At 39.2% G+C, this 24,076-nt stretch carries 18 protein-coding genes and 1 riboswitch; of the genes, 1 reads left to right on the top strand and 17 read right to left on the bottom strand.

Features of this window, described 5'->3' with window-relative positions; genetic code table 11:
* Window positions 1-97: 97 nt before the first annotated feature.
* The 6 genes from SB717_RS09970 to hflX form a co-directional block, all read right to left on the bottom strand.
* On the bottom strand, window positions 98-1,924 hold the full coding sequence (locus SB717_RS09970) for an APC family permease (protein ID WP_074677190.1): 1,827 nt from the start codon (window positions 1,922-1,924) through the stop codon (window positions 98-100).
* 163 nt (window positions 1,925-2,087) lie between these two features.
* A riboswitch (cyclic di-AMP (ydaO/yuaA leader) is annotated at window positions 2,088-2,228 on the bottom strand.
* 191 nt (window positions 2,229-2,419) lie between these two features.
* The gene (locus SB717_RS09965) at window positions 2,420-3,436 is read right to left on the bottom strand and encodes an N-acetylmuramoyl-L-alanine amidase (RefSeq protein ID WP_410903635.1); all 1,017 of its coding nucleotides are present in this window, start codon (window positions 3,434-3,436) and stop codon (window positions 2,420-2,422) included.
* 733 nt (window positions 3,437-4,169) lie between these two features.
* Entirely contained in the window at window positions 4,170-5,504 is a 1,335-nt protein-coding gene (gene glnA, locus SB717_RS09960) for a type I glutamate--ammonia ligase (protein ID WP_013084732.1), read from the bottom strand.
* Between the two features lie 83 nt (window positions 5,505-5,587).
* On the bottom strand, window positions 5,588-5,995 hold the full coding sequence (locus tag SB717_RS09955) for a MerR family transcriptional regulator (RefSeq protein WP_013058786.1): 408 nt from the start codon (window positions 5,993-5,995) through the stop codon (window positions 5,588-5,590).
* A 190-nt stretch (window positions 5,996-6,185) separates the two neighbouring features.
* Window positions 6,186-7,448 (bottom strand): methionine gamma-lyase family protein, encoded by a 1,263-nt coding sequence (locus tag SB717_RS09950; RefSeq protein WP_074677959.1) that lies wholly within the window; start codon window positions 7,446-7,448, stop codon window positions 6,186-6,188.
* Between the two features lie 14 nt (window positions 7,449-7,462).
* Entirely contained in the window at window positions 7,463-8,725 is a 1,263-nt protein-coding gene (gene hflX / locus SB717_RS09945; RefSeq protein ID WP_081350893.1) for a GTPase HflX, read from the bottom strand.
* A 277-nt stretch (window positions 8,726-9,002) separates the two neighbouring features.
* On the opposite strand from hflX, the gene SB717_RS09940 reads away from it, so the two are divergent.
* Entirely contained in the window at window positions 9,003-9,614 is a 612-nt protein-coding gene (locus SB717_RS09940; protein ID WP_013058789.1) for a trimeric intracellular cation channel family protein, read from the top strand.
* Between the two features lie 31 nt (window positions 9,615-9,645).
* Here the strand turns inward: SB717_RS09940 and spoVK are convergent, their stop codons facing one another.
* The 11 genes from spoVK to SB717_RS09885 form a co-directional block, all read right to left on the bottom strand.
* Entirely contained in the window at window positions 9,646-10,584 is a 939-nt protein-coding gene (spoVK, locus tag SB717_RS09935; RefSeq protein ID WP_234483756.1) for a stage V sporulation protein K, read from the bottom strand.
* A 205-nt stretch (window positions 10,585-10,789) separates the two neighbouring features.
* Entirely contained in the window at window positions 10,790-11,014 is a 225-nt protein-coding gene (gene hfq, locus SB717_RS09930) for an RNA chaperone Hfq (RefSeq protein WP_013058791.1), read from the bottom strand.
* Between the two features lie 32 nt (window positions 11,015-11,046).
* Complete coding sequence (miaA, locus tag SB717_RS09925) at window positions 11,047-11,997, bottom strand: tRNA (adenosine(37)-N6)-dimethylallyltransferase MiaA (RefSeq protein WP_074677963.1); 951 nt, start codon at window positions 11,995-11,997, stop codon at window positions 11,047-11,049.
* Between the two features lie 100 nt (window positions 11,998-12,097).
* Window positions 12,098-13,975, bottom strand: coding sequence for a DNA mismatch repair endonuclease MutL (gene mutL, locus SB717_RS09920; protein WP_410903634.1), 1,878 nt, complete (start codon window positions 13,973-13,975; stop codon window positions 12,098-12,100).
* 18 nt (window positions 13,976-13,993) lie between these two features.
* Complete coding sequence (gene mutS, locus SB717_RS09915; protein WP_074677198.1) at window positions 13,994-16,654, bottom strand: DNA mismatch repair protein MutS; 2,661 nt, start codon at window positions 16,652-16,654, stop codon at window positions 13,994-13,996.
* Window positions 16,655-16,817: 163 nt separating this feature from the next.
* Window positions 16,818-18,215 (bottom strand): branched-chain amino acid transporter BcaP, encoded by a 1,398-nt coding sequence (gene bcaP / locus SB717_RS09910; protein ID WP_013084740.1) that lies wholly within the window; start codon window positions 18,213-18,215, stop codon window positions 16,818-16,820.
* Between the two features lie 177 nt (window positions 18,216-18,392).
* A complete protein-coding gene (locus SB717_RS09905) occupies window positions 18,393-18,938 on the bottom strand; it encodes an outer spore coat protein CotE (RefSeq protein WP_013058796.1) in 546 nt (181 codons plus the stop codon).
* A gap of 224 nt (window positions 18,939-19,162) precedes the next feature.
* Entirely contained in the window at window positions 19,163-19,594 is a 432-nt protein-coding gene (locus SB717_RS09900; RefSeq protein ID WP_013058797.1) for a YlbF/YmcA family competence regulator, read from the bottom strand.
* Window position 19,595: 1 nt separating this feature from the next.
* On the bottom strand, window positions 19,596-21,125 hold the full coding sequence (gene miaB / locus SB717_RS09895) for a tRNA (N6-isopentenyl adenosine(37)-C2)-methylthiotransferase MiaB (RefSeq protein WP_074677200.1): 1,530 nt from the start codon (window positions 21,123-21,125) through the stop codon (window positions 19,596-19,598).
* A gap of 254 nt (window positions 21,126-21,379) precedes the next feature.
* Window positions 21,380-22,246: a 2-oxoacid:ferredoxin oxidoreductase subunit beta gene (locus tag SB717_RS09890; RefSeq protein WP_071271139.1), complete on the bottom strand. Its 867-nt coding sequence runs from the start codon at window positions 22,244-22,246 to the stop codon at window positions 21,380-21,382.
* On the bottom strand, window positions 22,233-23,990 hold the full coding sequence (locus tag SB717_RS09885; RefSeq protein ID WP_013058800.1) for a 2-oxoacid:acceptor oxidoreductase subunit alpha: 1,758 nt from the start codon (window positions 23,988-23,990) through the stop codon (window positions 22,233-22,235). The genes SB717_RS09890 and SB717_RS09885 overlap by 14 nt, the downstream gene beginning before the upstream one ends.
* Window positions 23,991-24,076 lie beyond the last annotated feature (86 nt).

Genomic DNA, 24,076 nt, shown 5'->3' with positions numbered 1-24,076 from the left:
TTTGCGCCTTTGATGAGATTGGATTACGGTTAGTGTATGTGAATTTAAAAATTAAAAACCTCCAACATACAAGTTGGAGGTTTTTAGTCATGGTTCATTATTTTTTAAAACGATACGGTACAGTTGTAACAATTACATTTTTACGGTAAAGCAAATGTGCTTTTAACAGCAGACTGGACTGATTGTGAAGGATGTTTTGCCAACTTTTTTTCGTGATGAATTGCGGAATAACGACCGTAATAGCCATATTATTTTCCCGTGCTTTTTCCTCAGCCATATCAATGAATCGAAACAGCGGCCGCACTAAGCTGCGGTATTGAGAATGAAACGTAACAATACGAATATCAGGCTGCCACTTCTCCCACTTCTCCTCCATTCTCTTTTCGCTTTCTCGATCAAAGGCCACGTGCACTGCAATAACGGTATCGCCAATCGTTCTTGCATAATTTAATGAATTTTCTACTACTTTTGTCATTCCTGCTACAGGAACAATGACCACACTTCCTTCAAGCTTTCCAATCTTTTCTCCTTGCTTAATGCGAAGCTGCTCTCCTACCGCTTCATAATGCGTATGAATGCGATGAAAAATATAAACGATAACCGGTAAGAAAACGAGAACGGACCACACTTGTGAAAACTTCGTTGTAAACAAAATAATTAACACCGTTAATGTAATGAGTGCACCAATTAAGTTAATAATTAGCTTTCCTTGCCAGCCGGCCGGCTTTTCTCTAAGCCATTTGACAATCATTCCTGTTTGAGAAAGCGTAAATGGAATGAACACTCCAACTGCATAAAGAGGAATTAATTGTTCCGTTGCTCCTTTAAAAGCTACAAGTAAGACAATAGAAGCAATTCCCAGAGTCACAATTCCATTAGAATAGCCTAGTCGATCGCCACGAATTTGAAACATTCTTGGCATGTATTTATCAGACGATAAGTTTACAGCAAGCAAAGGAAAAGCTGAAAAGCCCGTATTCGCCGCTAGCACTAGGATTAGAGCTGTGGTGCCTTGAATAAAATAATAAAATCCATTTCGTCCAAATACACTCGATGCAATTTGTGATACAACCGTTTCATCTGCTTTTGGAGAAATGCCAAGCCAATAAGCTAAAAACGTGATGCCGGAGAATAAAACGGCTAAAATACCGCCCATCAGCATTAATGTATGAACAGCATTTTTTGCACCTGGATCTTTAAAGTTAGGCACTGCATTTGAAATAGCTTCTACACCAGTCAATGCCGAACAGCCTGACGAAAAAGCTTTTAATAATAAAAATAAACTAATACCTGGCACCACTGTACCGAGAGATGTATGAAGCTCAGGTGAAACTTGACCTGTCACTATTTTGAAGAAGCCCACCGCTATTAACAAAATAAGAGCAATAACAAATAAATAAACCGGATAAGCTAATACAGAAGCGGATTCTGTTACACCTCGTAAATTTAAGACGGTAATAAAAATCACCAGCAAACACGCAATTACTACATTATAATGATGCAGCGTTGGAAAAGCCGAAGTTAAAGCATCGGTTCCTGCTGAAACACTCACGGCAACTGTTAAAATATAATCTACTAACAGTGATCCCCCAGCGATAAGCCCAGGATTTTCTCCTAAATTGGTTTTCGAAACAATATAAGCTCCTCCGCCTTGCGGATACGCATAAATAATTTGACGATATGAAAGAATTAAAGCCGTCAGCAGCACCAATACCCCAATCGCAATTGGAATTGAATACCAATAAGCAAGGACGCCGACTGTCGCAAGTACAATCAAAATTTGTTCTGTTCCATAAGCCACTGAAGATAAGGCATCTGATGATAAAATAGCCAGTGCTTTAAGCTTACTAAGCTTTTGATCGCCTAACTCTTTTGTTTTGAGCGGCTTTCCAATCAATAATCTCTTGAGAACTGAATAGTTCACGTAATTTCCCTCCGATGATTGCTTAGCTACTATTTACTGTTCGTTGCTAAGCTCCGTTACAAGTTGACGAATAAGTGATATTATTCCTAAAAAAATACCTTTTTATGTTAAAAAAGCGCACAAAAAAAACACTAAGGGTTCTCAGCGTTTTTACACAGCTTAAACCTCCTCTCCAAAACGCTTATGGGGTTAGCTGTCGGATTCGGGCTATGAGAGTAGCCCTACCTTTAAAAAAGGATTCACCCCAAGTGACAATGCACAAATTTGGGTCCCCCACTTCTGACGAATTAAGCGATAACAGGTCAATATAATTTTCGGTTAAAGAGTATGATTGATAACATGTTTCTTTCATAACTATCCTTTGTTCTTAGATAATATACTCCCGTACAAATGGTTTGTAAAGCATTATTTTACGTAAACTAGAAAATAGTGCTTAAGGCGCTTTTAAGGGGAAAACAAAAGGCCTTCTGCCTGCTTGCAGAAGACCTTCTTGCTTTAACTTTTTGCTTTTAAAACGGCTGCTAGCTTGTTTTTTGCTTGAGGACCATAAATGCCATCTACATCATAAGGAAGATACACAAGCTGAAAACGTCTGACTGCATCTTTCGTTTGTACTCCATATATTCCGTCTACTGACCCTGCTTTAAAATTCACCGCGTTTAATGCTCTTTGAAGCTGTTTCACAGCTTCTCCAGAATCACCTTGTTTTAAAATTCCATTTGGAAGTGGATATTGTTCCGAAGGTAGTGTTGGTGTTGGTGAAGTTCCTGAAGGAATAACAATTGTTTTTCCAACCTGTAGGGTTAAAGGATCAGAAAGCCCTGTATTCGCTTCTTGAAGCGCTTGTACTGTTATTCCGTACTTCTGTGCAATACTGTACAGCGTATCTCCTTGCTTGATCATATACGTTTTTGGACCCGGTTCAGAAGGTGAAGGATTTGGATTTGGTGTTGGAACTGCACGACGAGGTAAATTTAAATAGACGGCAATTCCTTTTGCATACGATTCACCCATGCTTTTTAAAAATGCTTCGTTTTGAAGAAGTACTGCATCTGTGCTGTTATCAATAAAGGCTATTTCAGTGAGAACTGCGGGCATATTTGTTAAGCGAAGCACCGCATAATTGGCTGATTTTCGTCCGCGATTCGGATGATTATACGACAACAGCGTTGGCTGTACTTGGCCATGTACAATTGATTGAAACGCTTTACTGGCATTGCTGGCGCTTCTATAAACATAATCTTCGTACCCTGTTCCTCCACCGGCATTTACGTGAATAGACATAAATGCATCTGCCCCCCACGAATTAGCTTGAGAAGCACGCTGAGATAACGATAAAAAAGTATCTGTGGTACGAGTGGTTTTAATCGTAAAGTCACTGTAGGTGCTATTTAAATAGCTTATTAAATATTGTTGAATTTTTAAAACTAAGTTTTTTTCATACAGTCCGTTCGCTCCAACTGCTCCTGCATCTGCCCCACCATGTCCTGCATCAAGATAGATTTTTTTCATATTACTTGTCCCTCCTTATTTTTAACATATGCATGAAGGCAAAAAGTGCTACGTATACTAGCCTACTAAGTAGAAAATTACTAAAAAAAGAACCGCTACTCAAAGGTAGCGGTTTATTCTGCGTTGTAGACAGAATATTAAATAGGGATAGCTCTCAAGGAGTGACAGCTATATGCAGAGTGTTGATTCGTTGATTAAATGATAATAATTATCATTTTCATTTAAAGTATACACTAAAAGGAAAGTTTTGTCTATTCTATTATGAGAACGAGCCTATTTAAAAAGCAGAACGCCTATCACAATGAGAATAATCCAAATTGGAAGGCTTATTAATATGCCTATTACTAAGCCTTTAAAAAAATTTCCTTCTTGCATTTTCATTCCATTCCTCTCCCACAGTATTTTCTAATGATACTACGACTGGCTGAAAATTCTCTGAAGTTATACTGAAGTGCAGAGTGAACACATAAACAATCTCTCTATCTGTTATACACTACTTTTACATATAGATTCAATGAGACAAAAAGATTATCCTTTTTAATTCATATAACCAAGTTATTTCCTTTATCTAACAAAACAATAAAAAGCCTCCCGTAAATTGTACGACAGACAGCTATACTTGTTTTATGAACAGCTTAGTTCGATATTTAATATACGCATGCAGAATGTTAATCATTTTAAAAAACAAAAAAGTCCGAGAGAACGTATAAACGACCTCTCGGACTTTTAGGAATTAATATTGGCTCATGTATTGGTCACGTTCCCAAGGATGAACTTGTGTACGGAACATATCCCATTCGATTTCTTTCGCTTCAACGAAGTGTTCTGCTAAGTGTTCACCTAATGCAGAAACCATAACTTCGTTTGATTGGAAGCTATCTAAAGCTTGAGCTAATGTTGCAGGTAAATCTACGATACCTTCTTCAACACGCTCTTCTTTTGTCATTACATAGATATTACGATCGATAGGTTTTGGAGCTTCAAGGTTGTTCTTGATTCCATCTAAACCAGCTTTTAATAGAACAGCCATTGCTAAATATGGGTTAGCAGCTGGATCTACGCTACGTACCTCAACACGAGTTCCTACGCCGCGAGAAGCTGGAATACGGATTAATGGGCTACGGTTGCGAGCAGACCATGCAACATAACAAGGAGCCTCATATCCAGGTACTAGACGCTTATAAGAGTTTACAGTAGGGTTTGTTACTGCTGTAAAGCTGTGTGCGTGCTTGATGATACCTGCGATAAATTGACGAGCAGTATCACTTAGCTCTAAATTACCGTTCTCATCATAAAATGCGTTTTGGCCATCTTTAAATAATGAAACGTTACAGTGCATGCCTGAACCGTTCACACCAAATAATGGTTTTGGCATAAATGTAGCATGTAAACCATGTTTACGTGCAATTGTTTTTACAACAAGTTTGAACGTTTGAATATCATCACAAGCTTTTAATGCAGCAGCATACTTGAAGTCAATCTCGTGTTGTCCAGGAGCTACCTCATGGTGAGATGCTTCAATTTCAAAGCCCATTTCTTCAAGCTCTAATACGATGTCACGACGGCAGTTTTCACCAAGGTCAGTTGGCGCTAAGTCGAAGTAGCCACCTTTATCATTTAATTCTAATGTAGGTTCGCCTTTTTCGTCTAATTTGAATAAGAAGAACTCTGGCTCAGGTCCAAGGTTAAAATCAGTAAATCCTAACTCTTCCATCTCTTTTAACACACGTTTTAAGTTATTACGTGGATCGCCATCAAACGGAGTTCTATCTGCATTGTAGATGTCACAAATAAAACGTGCTACTTTACCTTTTTCAGATGTCCAAGGGAAAATAACAAATGTATCAATGTCCGGGAATAGGTACATATCTGATTCTTCAATACGTACAAACCCTTCAATAGAAGAACCGTCAAACATCATTTTGTTGTCTAACGCTTTTTCTAATTGACTTACTGGAATTTCAACGTTTTTAATTGTTCCTAAAATGTCAGTGAACTGAAGACGAATATACTTTACATTCTCTTCTTGAACTTTGCGGAAAATATCTTCTTTTGTGTACTTTGCCATCGTGTGATCCTCCCCTAAATCTCTATATAATATTTATAATCTATACCCCTCATATACGAACGGCATAAATATTGATAACTTTATTAATGAAAGAACCTGGACATATCTCCTTGATTTAAAGTTGCTCGATTAAAACGGCCTGCTTGCATAAGTTCTGCACGAAGCATTTTTCGCAATTCATCGTCCGTTAATTCTGGCTTTGCTGTTGCTGCCACAACTTTTTCTTCTTGCTTATGCCCTTTTTGCTCCTTTTGAAGATGAAACAGCTGTTTTACACCTGCTAAGTTTACACCTTGTTCAATAAGATCACGGATTTCAAGCAGCTTATCAACATCGTTAAATGAGAATAATCGTCGATTTCCCTCTGTTCTTACTGGTGCAACTAATTCATGTTCTTCATAGTAGCGAATTTGGCGAGCCGACAACTCAGTTAACTGCATCACAATTCCAATTGGGAAAAGTGGCGTATTTCTTCGAATGTTGTCACTCATTTCAGTTCCTCCTTTGGATTAACTATTTACATTGTATGCTATGTTAGTTCACCTGTCAACCGAATGTTAGTAATTCTAACATAAATTTTTCTGAACATTTCTTCTATACAAATAAATAGTACTTCGTTTATTTTTATAAGCCTATCTTTTCTTTCTTAGCGGGGAGAAAATAGTCTTTCTATCTTATATTTTATAAAAGTTCTTTCGCTAGCATTTGATCTACTGCCATGCATATTGCTACTTTTACGTGAGCATACGTTAACCCGCCCTGCACGTAAGCGACATACGGAGGCCTGATAGGTCCATCTGCCGTCAGCTCGAGGCTGGCTCCTTGTATAAAAGTTCCTGCCGCCATAATCACATCATCTTCATACCCTGGCATATAAGCAGGATAAGCCGTTACGTGTGAATTAATTGGCGAAGCGAATTGAATTGCCTGACAAAAAGCAACCATTTTATCGCGGTCATCGAACTGAACGGATTGAATTAAATCTGTTCGTTCACTGTTCCACTTTGGCTCGCTTTGCATCCCTAGCTCTTCGAACATAGCGGATGAGAAAACTGCTCCTTTTAAGGCTTGACCGACTACGTGCGGAGCCAAAAAGAAACCTTGATACATTTCTTGCAAGCTATACAGCGTCGCTCCAGCTTCTGCACCGATTCCAGGAGTTGTCATTCGGTATGAACAAGCTTCCACTAGATCTTTTCGTCCTGCAATATAACCGCCGATTTTAGCAAGGCCTCCACCCGGGTTCTTAATAAGCGACCCCGCCATCAAATCTGCTCCTACATGCGTTGGCTCGATTGTTTCTACAAATTCACCGTAGCAGTTATCGACAAATACTACAACGTCAGGCTTAATACTCTTTACAAAAGAAATCATTTCTTTTATTTGCGCGACTGTAAAAGAAGGACGAATGCCGTAACCTTTTGAGCGCTGAATGCCTATCATCTTTGTGTGCTCATGAATAGACGCTTTCACTTCTTCAAAATCCACTTGGCCTTGCGCTGTTAAATCTACTGATTTATAGCTAATATTATATTCTTTTAAAGAGCCTACGCCGCTTCCTCGTATACCAACGATTTCTTCAAGGGTATCATAGGGCTTGCCAGTTATATATAATAGTTCATCTCCAGGACGCAGTACACCAAACAGCGAAATGCCAATTGCGTGCGTACCTGAAATAATTTGCGGACGCACCAGGCAAGCTTCTGTCCCAAAAACGTCTGCGTATACTTTCTCCAGCGTATCGCGGCCTAGATCGTCATACCCATACCCCGTTGTCGGATTAAAATGTGAATCACTCACTCGATTTTGCTGAAAGCTTTGCAGCACCCGAAATTGATTTGCTTCAATACGCTCGTCAATTTTCTCATGTACGGGCTTAATTTGTTTTTCTACTTTTGCAGCAAGTTCCCGAATGCGTGCCCCGTTTTTTAACTGATCAAACATCATTTCTTTGTTCCTCAACTTTCTTCAAGCGTTTGTAGCTTTTTGTAAAGGGGATGCTCTTTTGCAATATACCCTTTGCACTGATACTTCTCAGTTTTTTCATTGAATTTTAACGACTCAAGAATAGAGACCGTTTTGAGTTCAGCGAGCATTTTCCCTTCATAAGCCGGCAGCAGCACATGAAAAAACGCCATTTCTTTTTTCATTTCTTCTTGAATTCTTTCCCCAAGCTTCACTAAATCAGCAGCTTTAAAAGCGCTCATTGATAACGATGTCGAAGCGGATGGGACAAATAGTTCATGCTGCATATCTTCTTTATTGTAAACTGTCAGCATCGGAATGTCCGTTACGTTCAGCTCTTCTAGTAAGCGATGCACTGTTTTTTCGTGGTTGTTGTAATCTGGATTAGATGAATCTACCACGTGCAGAACAAGATCAGCTTCGGTTACTTCTTCAAGCGTTGAACGGAACGCGGCTACTAACGTTGTTGGAAGATCTTGAATAAATCCAACCGTATCAGTTAACAGAGCCGTTAATCCTGACGGAAGCGTATACTGTCTTGTCGTTGGATCAAGAGTTGCAAACAGCTGATTTTCTTCAAAAATACCAGCTTCTGTTAAGCGGTTAAAGATCGTCGATTTACCAGCGTTCGTATAGCCCACAATTGCAATTTGATAGACATGATTACGCTTACGTCTTTCTCGATAACGTTCGCGGTGACTTACCACTGTCTTTAACTGACGCTTAATTTCATCAATTTTACGGCGAATATGTCTGCGGTCACTTTCAAGCTTCGTTTCACCAGGACCTCTTGTGCCAATTCCGCCTCCAAGACGCGACAAAGCGGTACCTTGTCCTACTAACCTAGGCAGCAGATAATTTAATTGAGCCAGTTCCACCTGCATTTTTCCTTCTCGCGTTTGAGCACGCTGTGCGAAGATATCCAAAATCAGCTGCGTGCGGTCAATAACACGCGCAGATAACCCTGCTGACAAATTGCGGATTTGACTCGGCGACAATTCATCATTAAATACAATTAAATCGGGCTCTAACTCTTCTTCAAGAGCCACAAGTTCTTCTACTTTCCCTTTTCCAATATAAGTAGCCGGATGAATGCGATCGCGCTTTTGCGTTAACCTTACCAGCACTTCGCCTTTTGCAGTCTCAGTTAAAGATGCTAGCTCATCCATTGAATATTCAAAACGTTCGTCATCGTCGTGAAGCTGACATCCGACTAAAATTACGCGTTCAAGTTCAGTATTCATTTCTGCTGTCAAAGATTTTTCCTTCCCTTACTATTAAATTGACAAATCATTCATATCATATCAAAAAAATGTCCATTTCTCCATCTTTGCAAAAGAGACAGAATACATTGTCTTTTACTAGTTTAACACCCTTTTTAAAATCTATAAAACGATGATTAAAAAAACATTGAAATATCACGAAATTCTGTATACAATTTGAATTGGTTTACTTATTGAAATTTGAATCAGACTGCCTGATTTTAAAATAATAGTCGCTACTTGGTGAAAACAGAATAAAGGGGATAGCATCATGACTTGGGACGTACTTAGCATTATTGGAACGATTGCTTTTGCAATCAGCGGAGCTTTCATTGCCATGGAAGAGGAGTATGATATTTTAGGCGTTTACATACTGGGAATCGTAACGGCTTTTGGCGGAGGAGCCATTCGAAACCTGCTTATCGGTGTACCAGTGTCTGCCCTTTGGGAACAAGGACTCTTTTTTCAGATTGCTTTATTATCTATCACTGCCACTTTTTTATTTCCAAACAATATCTTAAAACATTGGAAGCGATGGGGAAACTTTTCGGACGCCATTGGCCTTGCAGCATTCGCGATTCAAGGAGCGCTTTATGCCACTCATATGAACCATCCGCTTAGCGCGGTTATTGTAGCTGCGGTCTTAACAGGAAGCGGCGGGGGGATTATCCGAGATTTATTAGCACGCCGAAAGCCTACTGTTCTTAAAGATGAAATTTATGCCGTATGGGCGATTATCGCAGGATTTAGCGTAGGGCTGCATATTACAAACACGCCTGTAGAACTTTATACATTATTTATCTTACTTGTAGGTCTTCGGATGTGTTCATATATTTACAAATGGCGCCTGCCGATTAAAACGATTCGACAACCAAATATGTAAAAAAAAGCCTTTCATGACGAAAGGCTTTTTTTTACAGCTGAATATCGCTTGACGTTAAAGTTAGAAGCTCGTTGCGCTCAAAACTTTCTTCTTCTAAAAGCCTCATGGATTGAGTGCGTATGGAACGTTCGATAATGTTTCGCACATATCTACCGTTACTAAAATCCCTAGGCGTCTGATTGTACTTCACGTCCATGAAATGATCTTTTAGCTTTTTATAGGCCTCTGTACTAAACTGATACTGCCTGTCATTCATCATGTGACCCGCAATGTCCATCAGTTCATTGACATCATAATCAGGAAAATCAAAAATAAACGGAAACCTAGAGCGCAGCCCTGGATTAAGACTTAAGAAATTTTCCATTTCTCTTGGATAACCAGCTAAAATCAATACAAACTTATCATTTGAATCTTCCATATGTTTAACCAAGGTATCAATCGCTTCTTTTCCAAAATCTTTTTCTCCTCCTCTTGCAAGAGAATAAGCCTCATCGATAAATAAAATACCTCCAAGCGCTTTTTTTACAAGATCTCTCGTTTTCTGAGCGGTATGACCAATGTATTCTCCAACTAAATCTGCTCGCTCTGCTTCAATTAAATGTCCTTTAGACAAGATGTTCATATTCAAAAATAATTTACCTAGCAGGCGGGCTACCGTCGTTTTCCCTGTTCCGGGATTTCCTTTAAACATCATATGCAGCGCCTGCTTTCCCGCTTTTAAGCCCTGTTCCTCTCTTTTTTTGTTAATATATAGCCACGCATATATTTCTTTTATCATTTTTTTCAATTCTTCCATTCCAACCAGTCCGCTCATTTCTCGTTCAATTTCCCGAAGCGGCTCATGATTTATCACAGCTTTTTTGGCAGGACGCGGAATTGATGTCGTATACGATTTTTCTTTTTTTATTTCATTATTTAAAATGATATTAATTTGCCCATTATTTTTAAGAGTTATCGGCTGTTCCACCATGTTCACCTCTCGTTTCATCCCACTTCTCTGTATCGCATAGCTGCATGCGATGAACGATACGAAGACAATGATCTCTTATTACCGAAGAAATAATCGTCTATTATAAGGTTTATGTTCAATGAGTAAAAACAATGTTAAGAAACTTTTTTAAGCCTTTATTTGCATAAAAAAAGCATCCGAAAATGCGGATGCTTCTCTTTAATCTCTATTCAAGTTCTACTGTAATATTTTTATTTGGTACAAATGTCGAAATAGCATGTTTATAAATCAGCTGCTGTTTTCCTTCAGATTCAATTAACACAGTAAAATTATCAAATCCTTTAATTAGTCCTCTTAATTGAAAACCATTTAAAAGAAATACCGTCACATAGATATTTTCTTTACGTAATTGATTTAAAAATTGATCTTGAATATTAACTGATTGTTTCATTATTCGGCCTCCTCGTTTCTCTATCTGTTTACTTAATTCGCTTCTTTCTTCAGCTTTCCTGCAATATATGTAAAAATTTCAGTAAACTTTTCGGGAAATTTGTCAACTTCCATCTCTATCCATTTTACAGGCATTTTATTTCGAAACCACGTTAACTGACGCTTTGCATATCTGCGTGAATTTTGTTTCAACTGTTCAACGGCTTCTTCGAGCGTACAGCGTCCCTCAAAATAAGCATAAAGCTCTTTATAACCGATAGCTTGAATTGATTGTACATCATGCAGACCACTTTCGTACAATGATTTGACTTCCTCAAGCAGTCCAGCCTGCATCATCATATCGACTCGGTGATTAATTCTCTCATATAATACGTCTCTATCCATTGTAAGTCCAATAATGCTTACGTCATATAATAACTCCTGCGACTGTTCTTTTGTATAGTCACTGAATTTTTTACCGGTTACTTCATAAACTTCAAGGGCTCGAATTACACGGCGATGGTTATTTTTATGGATAGCAGCTGCACTGTCCGGGTCAATCTCTTTTAGCTTTTCATACAGGGGATCAATGCCATGAGCTTTAATGAATACTTCCATTCGTTCACGAACTTTTTCATCACTAGGAGTTTCTGTGAACTGATAATCATAAATAACGGATTGAATATAAAGACCCGTCCCTCCAACAATCATCGGCATTTTTCCTCTAGCGTGAATATCCTCGATTTGTTTTCTTACAATCTCTTGAAATTCTGCCACAGAAAACGATTCATCTGGCTCCTTAATATCGATCAGGTAATGGGGAATACCCTGCATCTCTTGTTCTGATACCTTCGCTGTTCCGATATCCATCCCTTTATAAATTTGCATCGAATCACCTGAAATAATTTCTCCGTCTAACTGTTTGGCAAGTTCAATGCTCAATTTTGTTTTACCAACCGCAGTTGGTCCAATAATGACAATAAGTTTTGGTTTCTCTCCCGTCATAACAACACTACTTTCATCTATAGGCATTCACATCATTCCATTTTATCCAAATGGCCATGATTTATTCAACAAAACGGCTAGCTGCAGCTAGCCGCATTGCCTACATCACTCGCTTAAACATTTTTTCCATTTCATACGTCGAATGATGAATAATAATTGGTCGTCCGTGCGGACACGTAAATGGATCCGTTGTTTTTCTCAATGTTTCAAGTAAAGCAAAAATCTCATCGTTTCGCAAATGATGATTCGCTTTAATCGATCCTTTACAGCTCATCATAATAGCCGCTTCTTCTCTTAACTTCTCGATATTGACTCGTTTCATCGTAAAGATTTGCTGAATCATTTCTTCAATGGTTTCCTGTTCCTCTCCTTTTGGAAACCACTGCGGATGTGAACGAACTATATAGGAGTTTTGTCCAAACGGTTCTAAAAAAACTCCTACTTCAGCAAGCATGTCTTTGTATTCTTCTAAAATCAAGGCTTCATTTCCCGAGAACTCTAGCGTAAGCGGCATAAGCAGTTCTTGAACTTCTGAATCTACTTCTCCAAGCTTTCGCTTAAAATATTCGTACTTAATTCTCTCCTGCGCCGCGTGCTGATCAATAATAAATAATCCTTTTTCATTTTGTGCCAAAATATACGTTCCGTGCATTTGGCCAATTGGGTACATTGCAGGAACACGCGGTTCTGGTTGCTCTTTGGCTGAACGATTTGGTTCTGGAATAGGAGCGTTTTCTTCTACCGATTCTTCATAGTGTTCTATTTCTCGAAACGTTGGTTCAAGTTCTTCACCTTGGTGCATGACCTCTGTTTTAACAGGCGGCATGATCTCGTCTACACGAGCGGGAGCCTCCTTAAAGCTAGGCTCGCGAACCGTATCAGACGGCTGATAGCCAGACGGTTTAGACTGATGATCAAATGTAAAGGTCTGCTGCTCAGTTGGCTGCACAGCTGATTTTGACTTGGTTGGTACTACAGCATCCGGAATTAACTGCTGCTTTTTAAAAGCAGCTTTCACTCCTTGTTCAATAAGCTCAAACAGCTCCGCTTCTTTACTTAAACGCACTTCTAGTTTCGCTGGATGAACATTCACGTCCACTAACAAGGGGTCCATTGTAATGGTTAAAAACACGATTGGAAAACGGCCGATAGGTAAAAGAGTATGATAGCCCTGCTGTACCGCTTTTAACAACCCGTAGTTTTTAACAAACCGACCGTTAATAATGGTCGACATGTAGTTGCGAGAAGCTCGTGTAATTTCAGGAAGAGCAACGTAACCATTCACTTCATAATCAAGAGACTGAACGTTAATCGGAATCATTTTTTTGGCCACTGCCATTCCATAAATAGCTGCAAGCACTTGACGCACATCGCCGCTTCCGTTCGTATACAGAAGCTGTCTTCCTTGATGCATCAGCCGAATTGAAACTTCAGGATGAGACATCGCAAGGCGATTGACTACGTCCGTTACGTTACCAAGCTCCGTGTTTACCGTCTTCATATATTTTAAACGTGCAGGTGTGTTAAAAAATAGGTTTTCAATAACAAGTTCGGTACCTTTTCGGCTTGACGTTAATTCGTGATGAACGATTTCTCCGCCTCTAAGTTTAAGATGGGTGCCGGCTTCTTCTCCCGTACTCGTTTTGAGTTCAAGCATTGAAACCGAAGCAATACTTGGCAAAGCTTCCCCGCGAAATCCTAAAGTTCGAATTCGAAATAAATCTTGTTCTGTTTTAATTTTGCTTGTCGCATGTCTTTTAAACGCGGTCAAGCAGTCTTCAGAAGCAATGCCGTCTCCATTATCCAATATACGAATTTTTGAAAGCCCAGCTTCTTCTAATTCAATTTCAATAATTGTACTGTTTGCATCAATAGCATTTTCGACTAGCTCTTTCACCACCGAAGCAGGTCGTTCAACAACCTCTCCAGCAGCAATTTTATTTGAAAGTTCGTCTGAAAGCTGCACAATTTTACCCACAGACTCACTCCTCTCAATCTATTTCTTCTTTAATGATTTTTGCAGTTCATACATCGCATTCATTGCGTCTAAAGGCGTCATTTCTAAAATATCCAGCTCTTTTAAACGATCGATAATTGCTTTTTCTCGTTTTGAAAGCGCAGGCTTTTCTTTTTTCTCTTCTATTTCAAAGAACGAAAGCTGATTGGCCTCATCTGCTTTTTTACTATCTATACGTCCTTCTTGAACCAAAGAAGCACCTTCTTGTGGAACTTGTTGTGTTATCTCTTCTCTTTTTGGAGCCTGACGTACTACAGGTTCACGCTCAGAAGATTGTTCTAAATCGTGTAAGATGACGCGAGCTCGCTCTAGAAGCGGATCCGGAAGTTCTGCTAGTTCTGCTACGTGAATACCATAACTTTTATCTGCGGCACCATCTTTGATTTTGTGTAAAAAGACGACCTTCCCATTTTTTTCAACCGCGCTTACATGAACATTTTTAAGCGCAGGAAGCGACTCATCGAGTACGGTTAATTCATGATAATGAGTAGAAAATAGTGTCTTACAGCCAATATGCTCATGGACGTATTCAATAATTGCTTGAGCAAGAGCCATTCCGTCATACGTAGACGTGCCGCGCCCAATTTCATCTAACAGAATTAGACTCGACTGAGTGGCATTTGTCACTGCATTTTTCGTTTCTAGCATCTCGACCATAAACGTACTTTGACCTGAAATTAAGTCATCCGCTGCTCCGATACGTGTAAACACTTGATCAAAAATCGGCAGGACCGCTTCGTCCGCTGGCACAAAACAGCCAATTTGAGCTAATATCGCCGTTAAAGCGACCTGACGCATATACGTACTTTTACCAGACATATTTGGTCCTGTAATCAGTAAAATTGAACTATCATCCGTCATTTGACAGTCGTTTGGCACATATTCCTGCGAATTCATTACTTTTTCTACCACTGGATGACGTCCGTTTTGAATCGAAATATCTTCACTTGAAAAAATAGGCTTCGTGTAATGACGTTCTTCACTGATTTTTGCAAAGCACTGCAGTACGTCAAGCTCACTTACTTTTTTAGCGAGTTCTTGCAGCCTTGGAATATATGCTTTTACTTCTTCACGAATTTGTAAAAACAATTCATATTCCAGCTCTACAATTTTCTCTTCCGCTTCTAAAATCAGCGCTTCTTTTTCTTTCAGCTCAGGCGTAATAAAACGTTCTGCATTGGTTAACGTCTGTTTTCGTTCATACATTCCTTCAGGCAAAAGATGCAGATTTGCCCGCGTTACTTCTATATAATAGCCGAACACGCGATTATAACCAATTTTCAGTGAGCGAATTCCTGTTTTCTCACGCTCTTGCTGTTCAAGTGACGCAATCCACGTTTTTCCGTTTCGGCTTGCATCTCGGTATTGATCAAGCTGTTCATGATAGCCGTCATTAATAATGTCTCCTTCTTTAATTGACAAAGGAGGGTGCTCTTTTAATCCTCTTTCAAGAAGATTAGCTAATCGCTCACAAGGATCAATGTCTTCAACAAGCTTTGTGGCATAAGGATGATTTAAACGATTCACAACCTCTTGAATATGAGGCACATTTTGTAATGATTTTTTTAATTGAATTAAATCACGAGCATTTACATTACCGAAAGCTACTCGACCAGCTAAGCGTTCTAAATCATATACGTCTTTTAGCAACTCACGCAGTTCTTCCCGTTCAAAAAACTGTTTCATTAAGACATCTACCATATTTAAACGATTATCAATATCGGCTTGTTTTAAAAGCGGACGGTCAATCCAATTTTTTAATAAACGGCCGCCCATTGCCGTAACGGTCTGGTCTAATAACCATAGAAGCGAGCCTTTCTTTCCTTTTGAACGAATCGTTTCGGTTAACTCTAAGTTTCGCTTAGAGAACAAATCAATTTTCATATATTCATTGATTTGATAAAACTGCACGGGCTGTAAGTGTTCAAGCGAACGCTTCTGCGTGCGAGTTAAATACTGAAGAATACGCGCAAACGTTGTAATAAGCTTTTGCTGCTGAAGCGACTCTACTAAATACTCTAGTCCGTCTACTTGCTCTGTACTATTCTCATAAGAAATGGTAATCGTCATGCGCTCTTTTAGTGTTTGTAATAAGTCAGCGGGAAACTCAGAGCTTACAACAACTTCTTTTGCTTCTTTTGCATAAATCTCTGAGACTATATCGTGAAACGAACCGACAAGCGTTACGCTGTTTTCTCCTGTAGACAAATCAGAAAGAGCAAGACCAAACGTTTGATCCTCGAACTCAGTAACAGAACAAATATAGTTATTTTCCTTTTCATGCAGTCCGCGTTCGTTCATCAGTGTTCCGGGTGAAATCACCTGCACCACTTCTCGCTTTACAACACCTTTTGCATGCTTAGGGTCTTCTACTTGCTCACAAATAGCTACTTTAAATCCCTTTTCAATTAAACGCTCGATATACGTAGGAGCAGAGTGATACGGAACTCCGCACATCGGAATTCGCTCTTGTCCTCCTCCGTCTCGACTTGTTAATGTTATTTCAAGCTCTTGAGAAGCTGTCGTAGCATCTTCAAAGAACATTTCATAAAAATCACCTAGTCTAAAAAATAAAAAGGCATCTTGATACTCTGCCTTAATTCTCAAATATTGCTGTATCATTGGCGTATACGCTGCCATACTATTCCTCCATACCACATCTAGTTGTGCGTTTTTGCTACACGTATTATAACATAAGTCTTTCTTAAACTTAATTTATTCAAATAGAACAATCTTCAATTTCTTTTCATAACACAAATAAAAAAGCTTCGGACGAAGGAAGAAGCTTGTCCGAAGCTTTTCATTATTTACTGCTGTTCAAATGACTATGCTTACGTCCGTATAAGAAGTAAACCACTAGCCCTAGTACAAGCCAAATTACGAAACTAATCCATGTTAACTTTGGAAGCTGAAGTGCTAAGTATAAACAGAACACAAAAGCTAAAATTGGAATCACCGGCACGAACGGTACGCGGAACCCAGTCGATTCTGAAGTTTGTTTTGATTTACGTAAATATAAAATTCCAATTGATACGGTCATGAAAGCAAAAAGAGTACCGATGTTTGTTAACTCTGCTAATCTTCCTAATGGTACTAAACCAGAGAAAATGGATACTAGTAAACATGTAATCCACGTATTTACTACTGGCGTTTGTTTTTTCTCACTGATTTTTGAAAAAGGCTTCGGTAATAGACCATCTCGACTGATCGCATAAAATAAACGAGTTTGTCCATACATCATAACGAGCAATACCGTTGTAATACCAACAATTGCACCTAATGAAATAAATCCTGCTACCCAATCTTGGTTAATGTAGCTTAAAGCAAATGCTACAGGGTTTTTAACATTTAATTCTGTATAAGGTACGATTCCTGTTAAGATAAGCGATACGACGATATAAAGGACTGTACAAATCGCAAGAGATGCGATGATTCCGATTGGCATATCCCGCTGAGGCTTGCGTACTTCCTCGGCCGCTGTTGCTACAGCATCAAATCCAATGTAGGCGAAGAATACAGTTGCTGCTCCTGTCGCTACTCCGGAGAAACCAAACGGCATAAACGGCGTCCAGTTTTCTGGCTTAACATAGCTAACTCCTACCCCGATAAACAGAAGTACAACAGCCAGTTTAATAATAACCATGATAGCATTAAAACGTGAAGATTTTTTTACTCCTTGTGTTAAAAGCAAGGTAATTAAGAAAACAATCATAATTGCTGGAATATCAATATACGTGCCGTTTGCAGGATTGTATGCACTTGTTAAAGCTTTTGGAAAATGTATACCAAACCCTGCTAACAATCCTTGGAAATACCCCGACCATCCGCTCGCTACAGCAGAAGATGCAAGACCGTATTCCAAGATAAGATCCCACCCTAAAATCCAAGCGATTAATTCACCAAATGTTGCATAACTGTAAGTGTATGCACTTCCTGAAACAGGAACTGTTGAGGCAAACTCTGCATAACAAAGAGCTGCAAACACACACGCAAGTCCTGACATAATGAAAGATATAACTAAAGCTGGACCGGCATGTTCAGCAGCGGCTACGCCCGTTAATACAAAAATTCCGGTTCCGATAATGGCACCAATTCCTAACATTGTTAAATCGAAAGCGCCTAAATCTTTTTTTAATTTAACACCTTTAGAGTTGGTTTCACTAATTAACGTTTGAATTGATTTTTTACGAAATAAGCTCATAGTAAACCCCCAAAAAATACTTATCTGATATAACTAAATTTTCTGAAAATTAATGCATTATTTTCTTTAGATTTACTATACACTGCGCATTCGACAAAAAGCAATATATTTTTTTATTTTTATAAGAATTTTCTTAAAATAGTAAAAATAAAAAAACTAGGAAGAACTTCTTCCTAGTTACTCATCGTCTCCTAATATAAAATCAGGATCCAAATCTTCAAATTCATCGTCATCTACGTCTAAATCAAACTCGTCTTCATCATCGCAGCCTTTCGGATTTACTGCAACACAAACCTTGGTTTCGCCAATCACTTCCGCCAACAATTCTCTCTCTACTTGAACAATCGTTTTATTGCCATTTGGTGAAATTGTGCACTCTAGGCAATTTGGCTGCTGCAGCACGCGAACAATTACTTCGTAATCGTCTCCAATCGAATCTTCGTCTTTATAGCGCAGCTTAATATTATCTTTGTATGATACGGTTTCCGTCCAAACTTCGGTTTTTGTATTATTATTGTACGAATACCAGATGTTAATATCATATCTGCCGTCAACTTCTACATTGCTGCCGCTTTTTTTTGCTTTGTACTCATGGTTAATCACCCAGCACCCTAAGATGCTTGTTGGTCGATTTTTCGGTGCAAGCGTATGAGACGATTGTGTAAACTTGCGACCTTTACCTACGACTGCTTTTGTAATAATTTCTCTATAGTGTTGTGACATGTGAGCATACCCTCCTCAAACTATCTTCATTTCATCCTATGCAGGCTCATTCACTTGTTTGCACATTATTTTTAAGAAACTAGGTTTAAGGCATAAAAAACCTATGTTCCATTGTATGCAAGGATATAGAAAAACGTGACAATTATTAGAGAGAAAATCTGCCCAATTTTCATGCCATGGGATGCACAAAAAAATGCCTCAGCAAATTGCTGAGGCATTTTTCTTTATGAGCAGCTAGATCCAGGGCTGTTTCGCACCTGTGAACCTGTTTCACCGCGCAGTAAATCACCATCTGTAGACACAATAATTTCATCCGTTACTGTGTTTGAAATAGTATTAGCAACAAGTTGAAGCAAATCATTCACGTTTATTTGAGACTCTTGAAACTGCTGAATAATCGGCAGTTCATCCAGCTCTTCCTGTAAACGATCGATTTTTGCCTCCACTTGTTTTAACGCTTCTGTTTTACCATAATGTTGGAAATTAACAGCTTGTTTTTGCAAGCTTTTAATGCTTGCAATGGTTTCACGAACTTTTTGATTTTCGTTAAGCTGAGCTTCGGCACGCTTGAAGAAATCTACTTCTTCCGTTTCAGCAATCATTTTTGCCAGCTCTTGAGCACGTTTAATTACGTCACTCTTGTTATACTGCGCCATATTACTTCACCTCTGCTGTTTCTTCTACCATTTCCCCGTTTAATGTCCATGTTTTGGCTTTTGTAACTTTTACTTTTACAAGTTTCCCAATCACTGACTTAGGTGCTTTGAAGTTTACAAGCTTACTTTTTTCCGTGTAGCCTGCTAGTACTTCAGGATTATTTTTACTTTCACCTTCTACTAATACTTCGACAACTTTACCTTCATATTCCTTCAATTTCTTTGCAGAAATTTCATTTACAAGAGCATTTAAACGCTGAAGACGCTCTTTTTTCACTTCCATTGGTACATTGTCTTGCATCTTAGCAGCCGGCGTACCTTCACGAGGTGAATAAATAAACGTATAAGCACTATCGAATTCAACCTCACGATATAGCGACATTGTTTCTTCAAACTGCTCATCCGTTTCATTTGGGAAACCAACAATAATATCAGTTGTTAATGATGCTGTTGGAATGGCTTCTTTAATTTTACGAACAAGCTCTAAATAATGTTCACGAGAATATTTTCGTGCCATAATTTTTAAGATATCGCTGCTTCCTGATTGAACAGGCAAGTGAATGTGGTCGACAAGATTTCCGCCTTTAGCCAGAACTTCAATTAAACGGTCATCAAAGTCACGAGGATGACTTGTTGTAAAACGGATACGAGCAACGTCAATTTTACGGATTTCGTCCATTAAGTCGCCTAAGCCGTACGTGATGTCTTCAAAATCTTTTCCGTATGCATTAACGTTTTGACCTAAAAGCGTAATTTCTTTGTAGCCTTGAGCAGCTAAATGACGGACTTCTTGGATAATGTCTTCTGGACGGCGGCTTCGCTCTTTTCCTCGCGTGTACGGAACGATACAGTACGTACAGAACTTGTCACAGCCGTACATGATGTTAACCCATGCTTTAACGCTGCCTTTACGTGCTCTTGGAAGGTTTTCAATAACGTCCCCTTCTTTAGACCATACTTCAATCACCATTTCTTTTGCTAAGTATGCTTCGTTTAAAATATGAGGCAAACGGTGAATGTTGTGTGTACCAAAAATCATATCCACGTGCTGATGTTTTTGTAGAATTTTATTTACAACTGACTCTTCTTGAGACATACATCCGCAGACGCCGATTAATAATTCAGGGCGCTCGCGCTTTAAGGCCTTCAAGTGTCCTAATTCACCAAACACTTTATTTTCCGCATTTTCACGGATCGCACACGTATTCAGTAAAATAACATGAGCATCTTCAACAGAGTCAGTTGGCTCGTAGCCAAGGCCTAGAAAAATACCAGCCATTACTTCTGTATCGTGCTCATTCATTTGACAGCCGTACGTACGGATATAAAACTTACGCCCCTGTCCCATTCCATGAAACTGTTCATCGATTGCAAAATCATTGTGATAGGAAACTTCTTCTTTTCCTCGCTTTTTCGCATCTTTTAAAGAAGGCGGCATGTATACTGTTTGAAAATATTTGCTGTAATCCTTTTCGGATTTTTTGTCCGCTGGATTAACTTGGTTGCTTTCTAAACGTTGTTTTTCGTTCATAAAAAAATCTCCTTTCGCCATGACAATTGTCACGTTGCACCTGTAAATCGCAAAAAAATGTGACAGCCTTATGCTTATGCATAAAACTCATCACATTAACATAGTATATAACTTTCAAGTAGCGAACACAATCATATACCTATTTTCTATACCTATCACTATGAAAAAATCCGAACGAGTTGGATTCTCCATTAAGAATCTCAATCCACCGTTCGGATCTTCCCTCTACTAAACTACTTTTATGGTAGCCTCTTTTACATAAATTCAGCTACTAGCTCATCAAATTTTTCCTCAGTCATACCTAAGTCTGCTTTTGACAGCGGCTCTTCACTATAACCGTGAACAAGCTGCTGATACGACGGCTGATGCGCATTTTGATAAATAAGCCCTGTTACTAAGCCGTTATGCTCCATTAACGTTTGCATAGCTTGCATACGATTGTTCGCATCATAATCTTCAATTGTGCTAAGACTAGTTAGGTTTTCTTTAAACCAATCATACGTGTTCACTTTGTTATACGTTACGCACGGGCTAAATACGTTAATTAAAGAAAAGCCTTTATGCTGAATGCCTTGTTCAATTAAGCTTGTTAACTCTTTTAAATTTGTTGAAAAGCTTTGAGCCACAAACGTTGCCCCAGAAGTTAACGCAAGCTCCATGACAGATAAAGACGACTCGATTGATCCTTCAGGCGTACTTTTTGTCTTGAATCCTACTTCACTACGAGGAGATGTTTGTCCTTTTGTTAAACCATAGATCTGGTTATCCATTACGATATACGTTACATCGATGTTTCGGCGAATCGCATGAACCGTGTGTCCCATACCGATAGCAAACCCATCTCCATCGCCCCCAGATGCGATAACGGTTAAGTCACGATTAGCCATTTTTACACCTTGAGCGATTGGAAGCGCACGTCCGTGAATACCGTGAAAACCATATGAATTAATATAACCGGAGATACGTCCAGAACATCCAATACCTGAAATAACAGCAAGCTCATGAGGTTCTAAACCTACGTTAGCAGATGCGCGTTGAATGGCTGCTTGTACGGAGAAATCTCCACACCCCGGACACCAGTTAGGTTTTACACTGTTACGAAAATCTTTAAACGTTGCCATTTAACACAAACATCTCCTTACTTTTTGCGTATACTTCTTGCGGAAGAAATGGATTTCCATCATACTTCAATACGCTTTGAATTTTATCATGACTTGCAATATTCATTTTTAAAATATTAGCAAGCTGTCCAGTAGCATTGTTTTCAACGACGACTACTTTTTTAGCTCCTTGCACGTAAGGAAGCAGTTCGTCAGCTGGGAAAGGATGAATCAAACGAATGTGAGCATGATTTACTTTTATACCGTCCTGTTCCAAACGTTCCATTGCCTCTTCAATAACTCCACGCGTCGAATTAAATCCAACAAATAAAATATCAGACTCTTTTTCATGAGAGTGAACATGAATTGGCGTATTAAAACGAATTCCTTTTGTCTTACGAAGACGCTTATTCATTTGATCATCGCGGTTCACCGGAGATTCAGATGGCTTTCCTGTCTCATCATGTTCTACTCCCGTCACGTGATGAATACCATGCTTCATTCCTGGAATGACGCGTGGCGATACGCCGTCTTCTGTTACGCGGTAGCGCTTGTAGTATTGTTTTTCTTCCAGCTCTTCTAGCTCTCCTTGCTGAAGCTTACCGCGGCGGATTTCAACGCGGTTATAGTCAAGTGGTTCTACTGATTGCTTTCCAAGTGAAAGCTGTAAATCCGTTAGCATAATAACTGGACACTGATATTCTTCTGCTAAGTTAAACGCTTCAATCGTATCGTAGAATGCTTCTTCAACCGTACTTGGCGCCATGACGATCTTCGGAATTTCACCGTGCGTACCGTAAATCATTGCCATTAAATCAGACTGTTCTTGCTTAGTTGGAAGCCCTGTACTTGGACCGCCCCGTTGCGTATCGATAATCACAACAGGCTGCTCAGTGATGCCCGCTAATCCAATCGACTCCATCATCAATGATAGACCAGGTCCAGCTGATGCTGTCAGCGCACGTACGCCTGCATAGTTAGCTCCGATAGCCATCGTACATGCTGCGATTTCATCTTCTGTTTGAATAACGGTTCCACCAAATTGAGGAAGCTTTTTAATTAAGTATTCCATGATTTCTGAAGCAGGGGTAATTGGATACGCTGGCATAAAACGAGCGCCACCGGCTAAAGCGCCTAGCGCAATCGCATCGTTTCCAATCATAAACATACGTTTTTTACCATCCGCTGGATCTAGTTTCATTGTTTCTAACTGTTCGCCTAGCTGTTCACGAATGTAATCTGCACCTTTTTTAATAGCTTCCATGTTTTTTTGTACAACTTTTTGGCCTTTTTTACCGAAGATTTCAAGCACTACTTCTTCAAATACTTCTGTGTCAATATGAAGTACAGCACTTGAAGCGCCTACAGCAACCATGTTCTTCATTAGCGACGTTCCTAATTCCGTTGCAATTTCGGTAAATGGAACAGCGTATAGCGTAGCAGTTGTACATGTTTCAGGCAGACTTGGATTGAATTTCGCATCTGCAATTACAACGCCTCCTACGCGGAGCTCATGGACGTTTACATCAATTGTTTCCTGATCGAACGCAACTAAAATATCCAAATCATCTGACACAGATCGAACCTGAGTTGTACTCACTCGGATCTTGTTATTTGTATGTCCACCTTTGATACGAGAAGAAAAATGACGATAGCCGTATAAGTAATAACCTAATCGATTTAAAGCGGTTGAAAAGATTTCTCCCGTACTTTCGATTCCCTCACCCTGCTGTCCGCCAACTTTCCATGAAAGTTGCTGTACCATAAATCAACGCCACTCCTTTAATTGCTCTTAATATAGAAATCTATTTTATTGATAAAAACTGAAAAAGGTAAAATAGCAAACGATTT

This window comes from Priestia sp. SIMBA_032, from assembly GCF_046535215.1.
GTDB lineage: Bacteria > Bacillota > Bacilli > Bacillales > Bacillaceae_H > Priestia > Priestia aryabhattai.
Note: the sequence above shows the minus strand (reverse complement) of the source record. Positions and strands in the feature narration are given on the sequence as shown.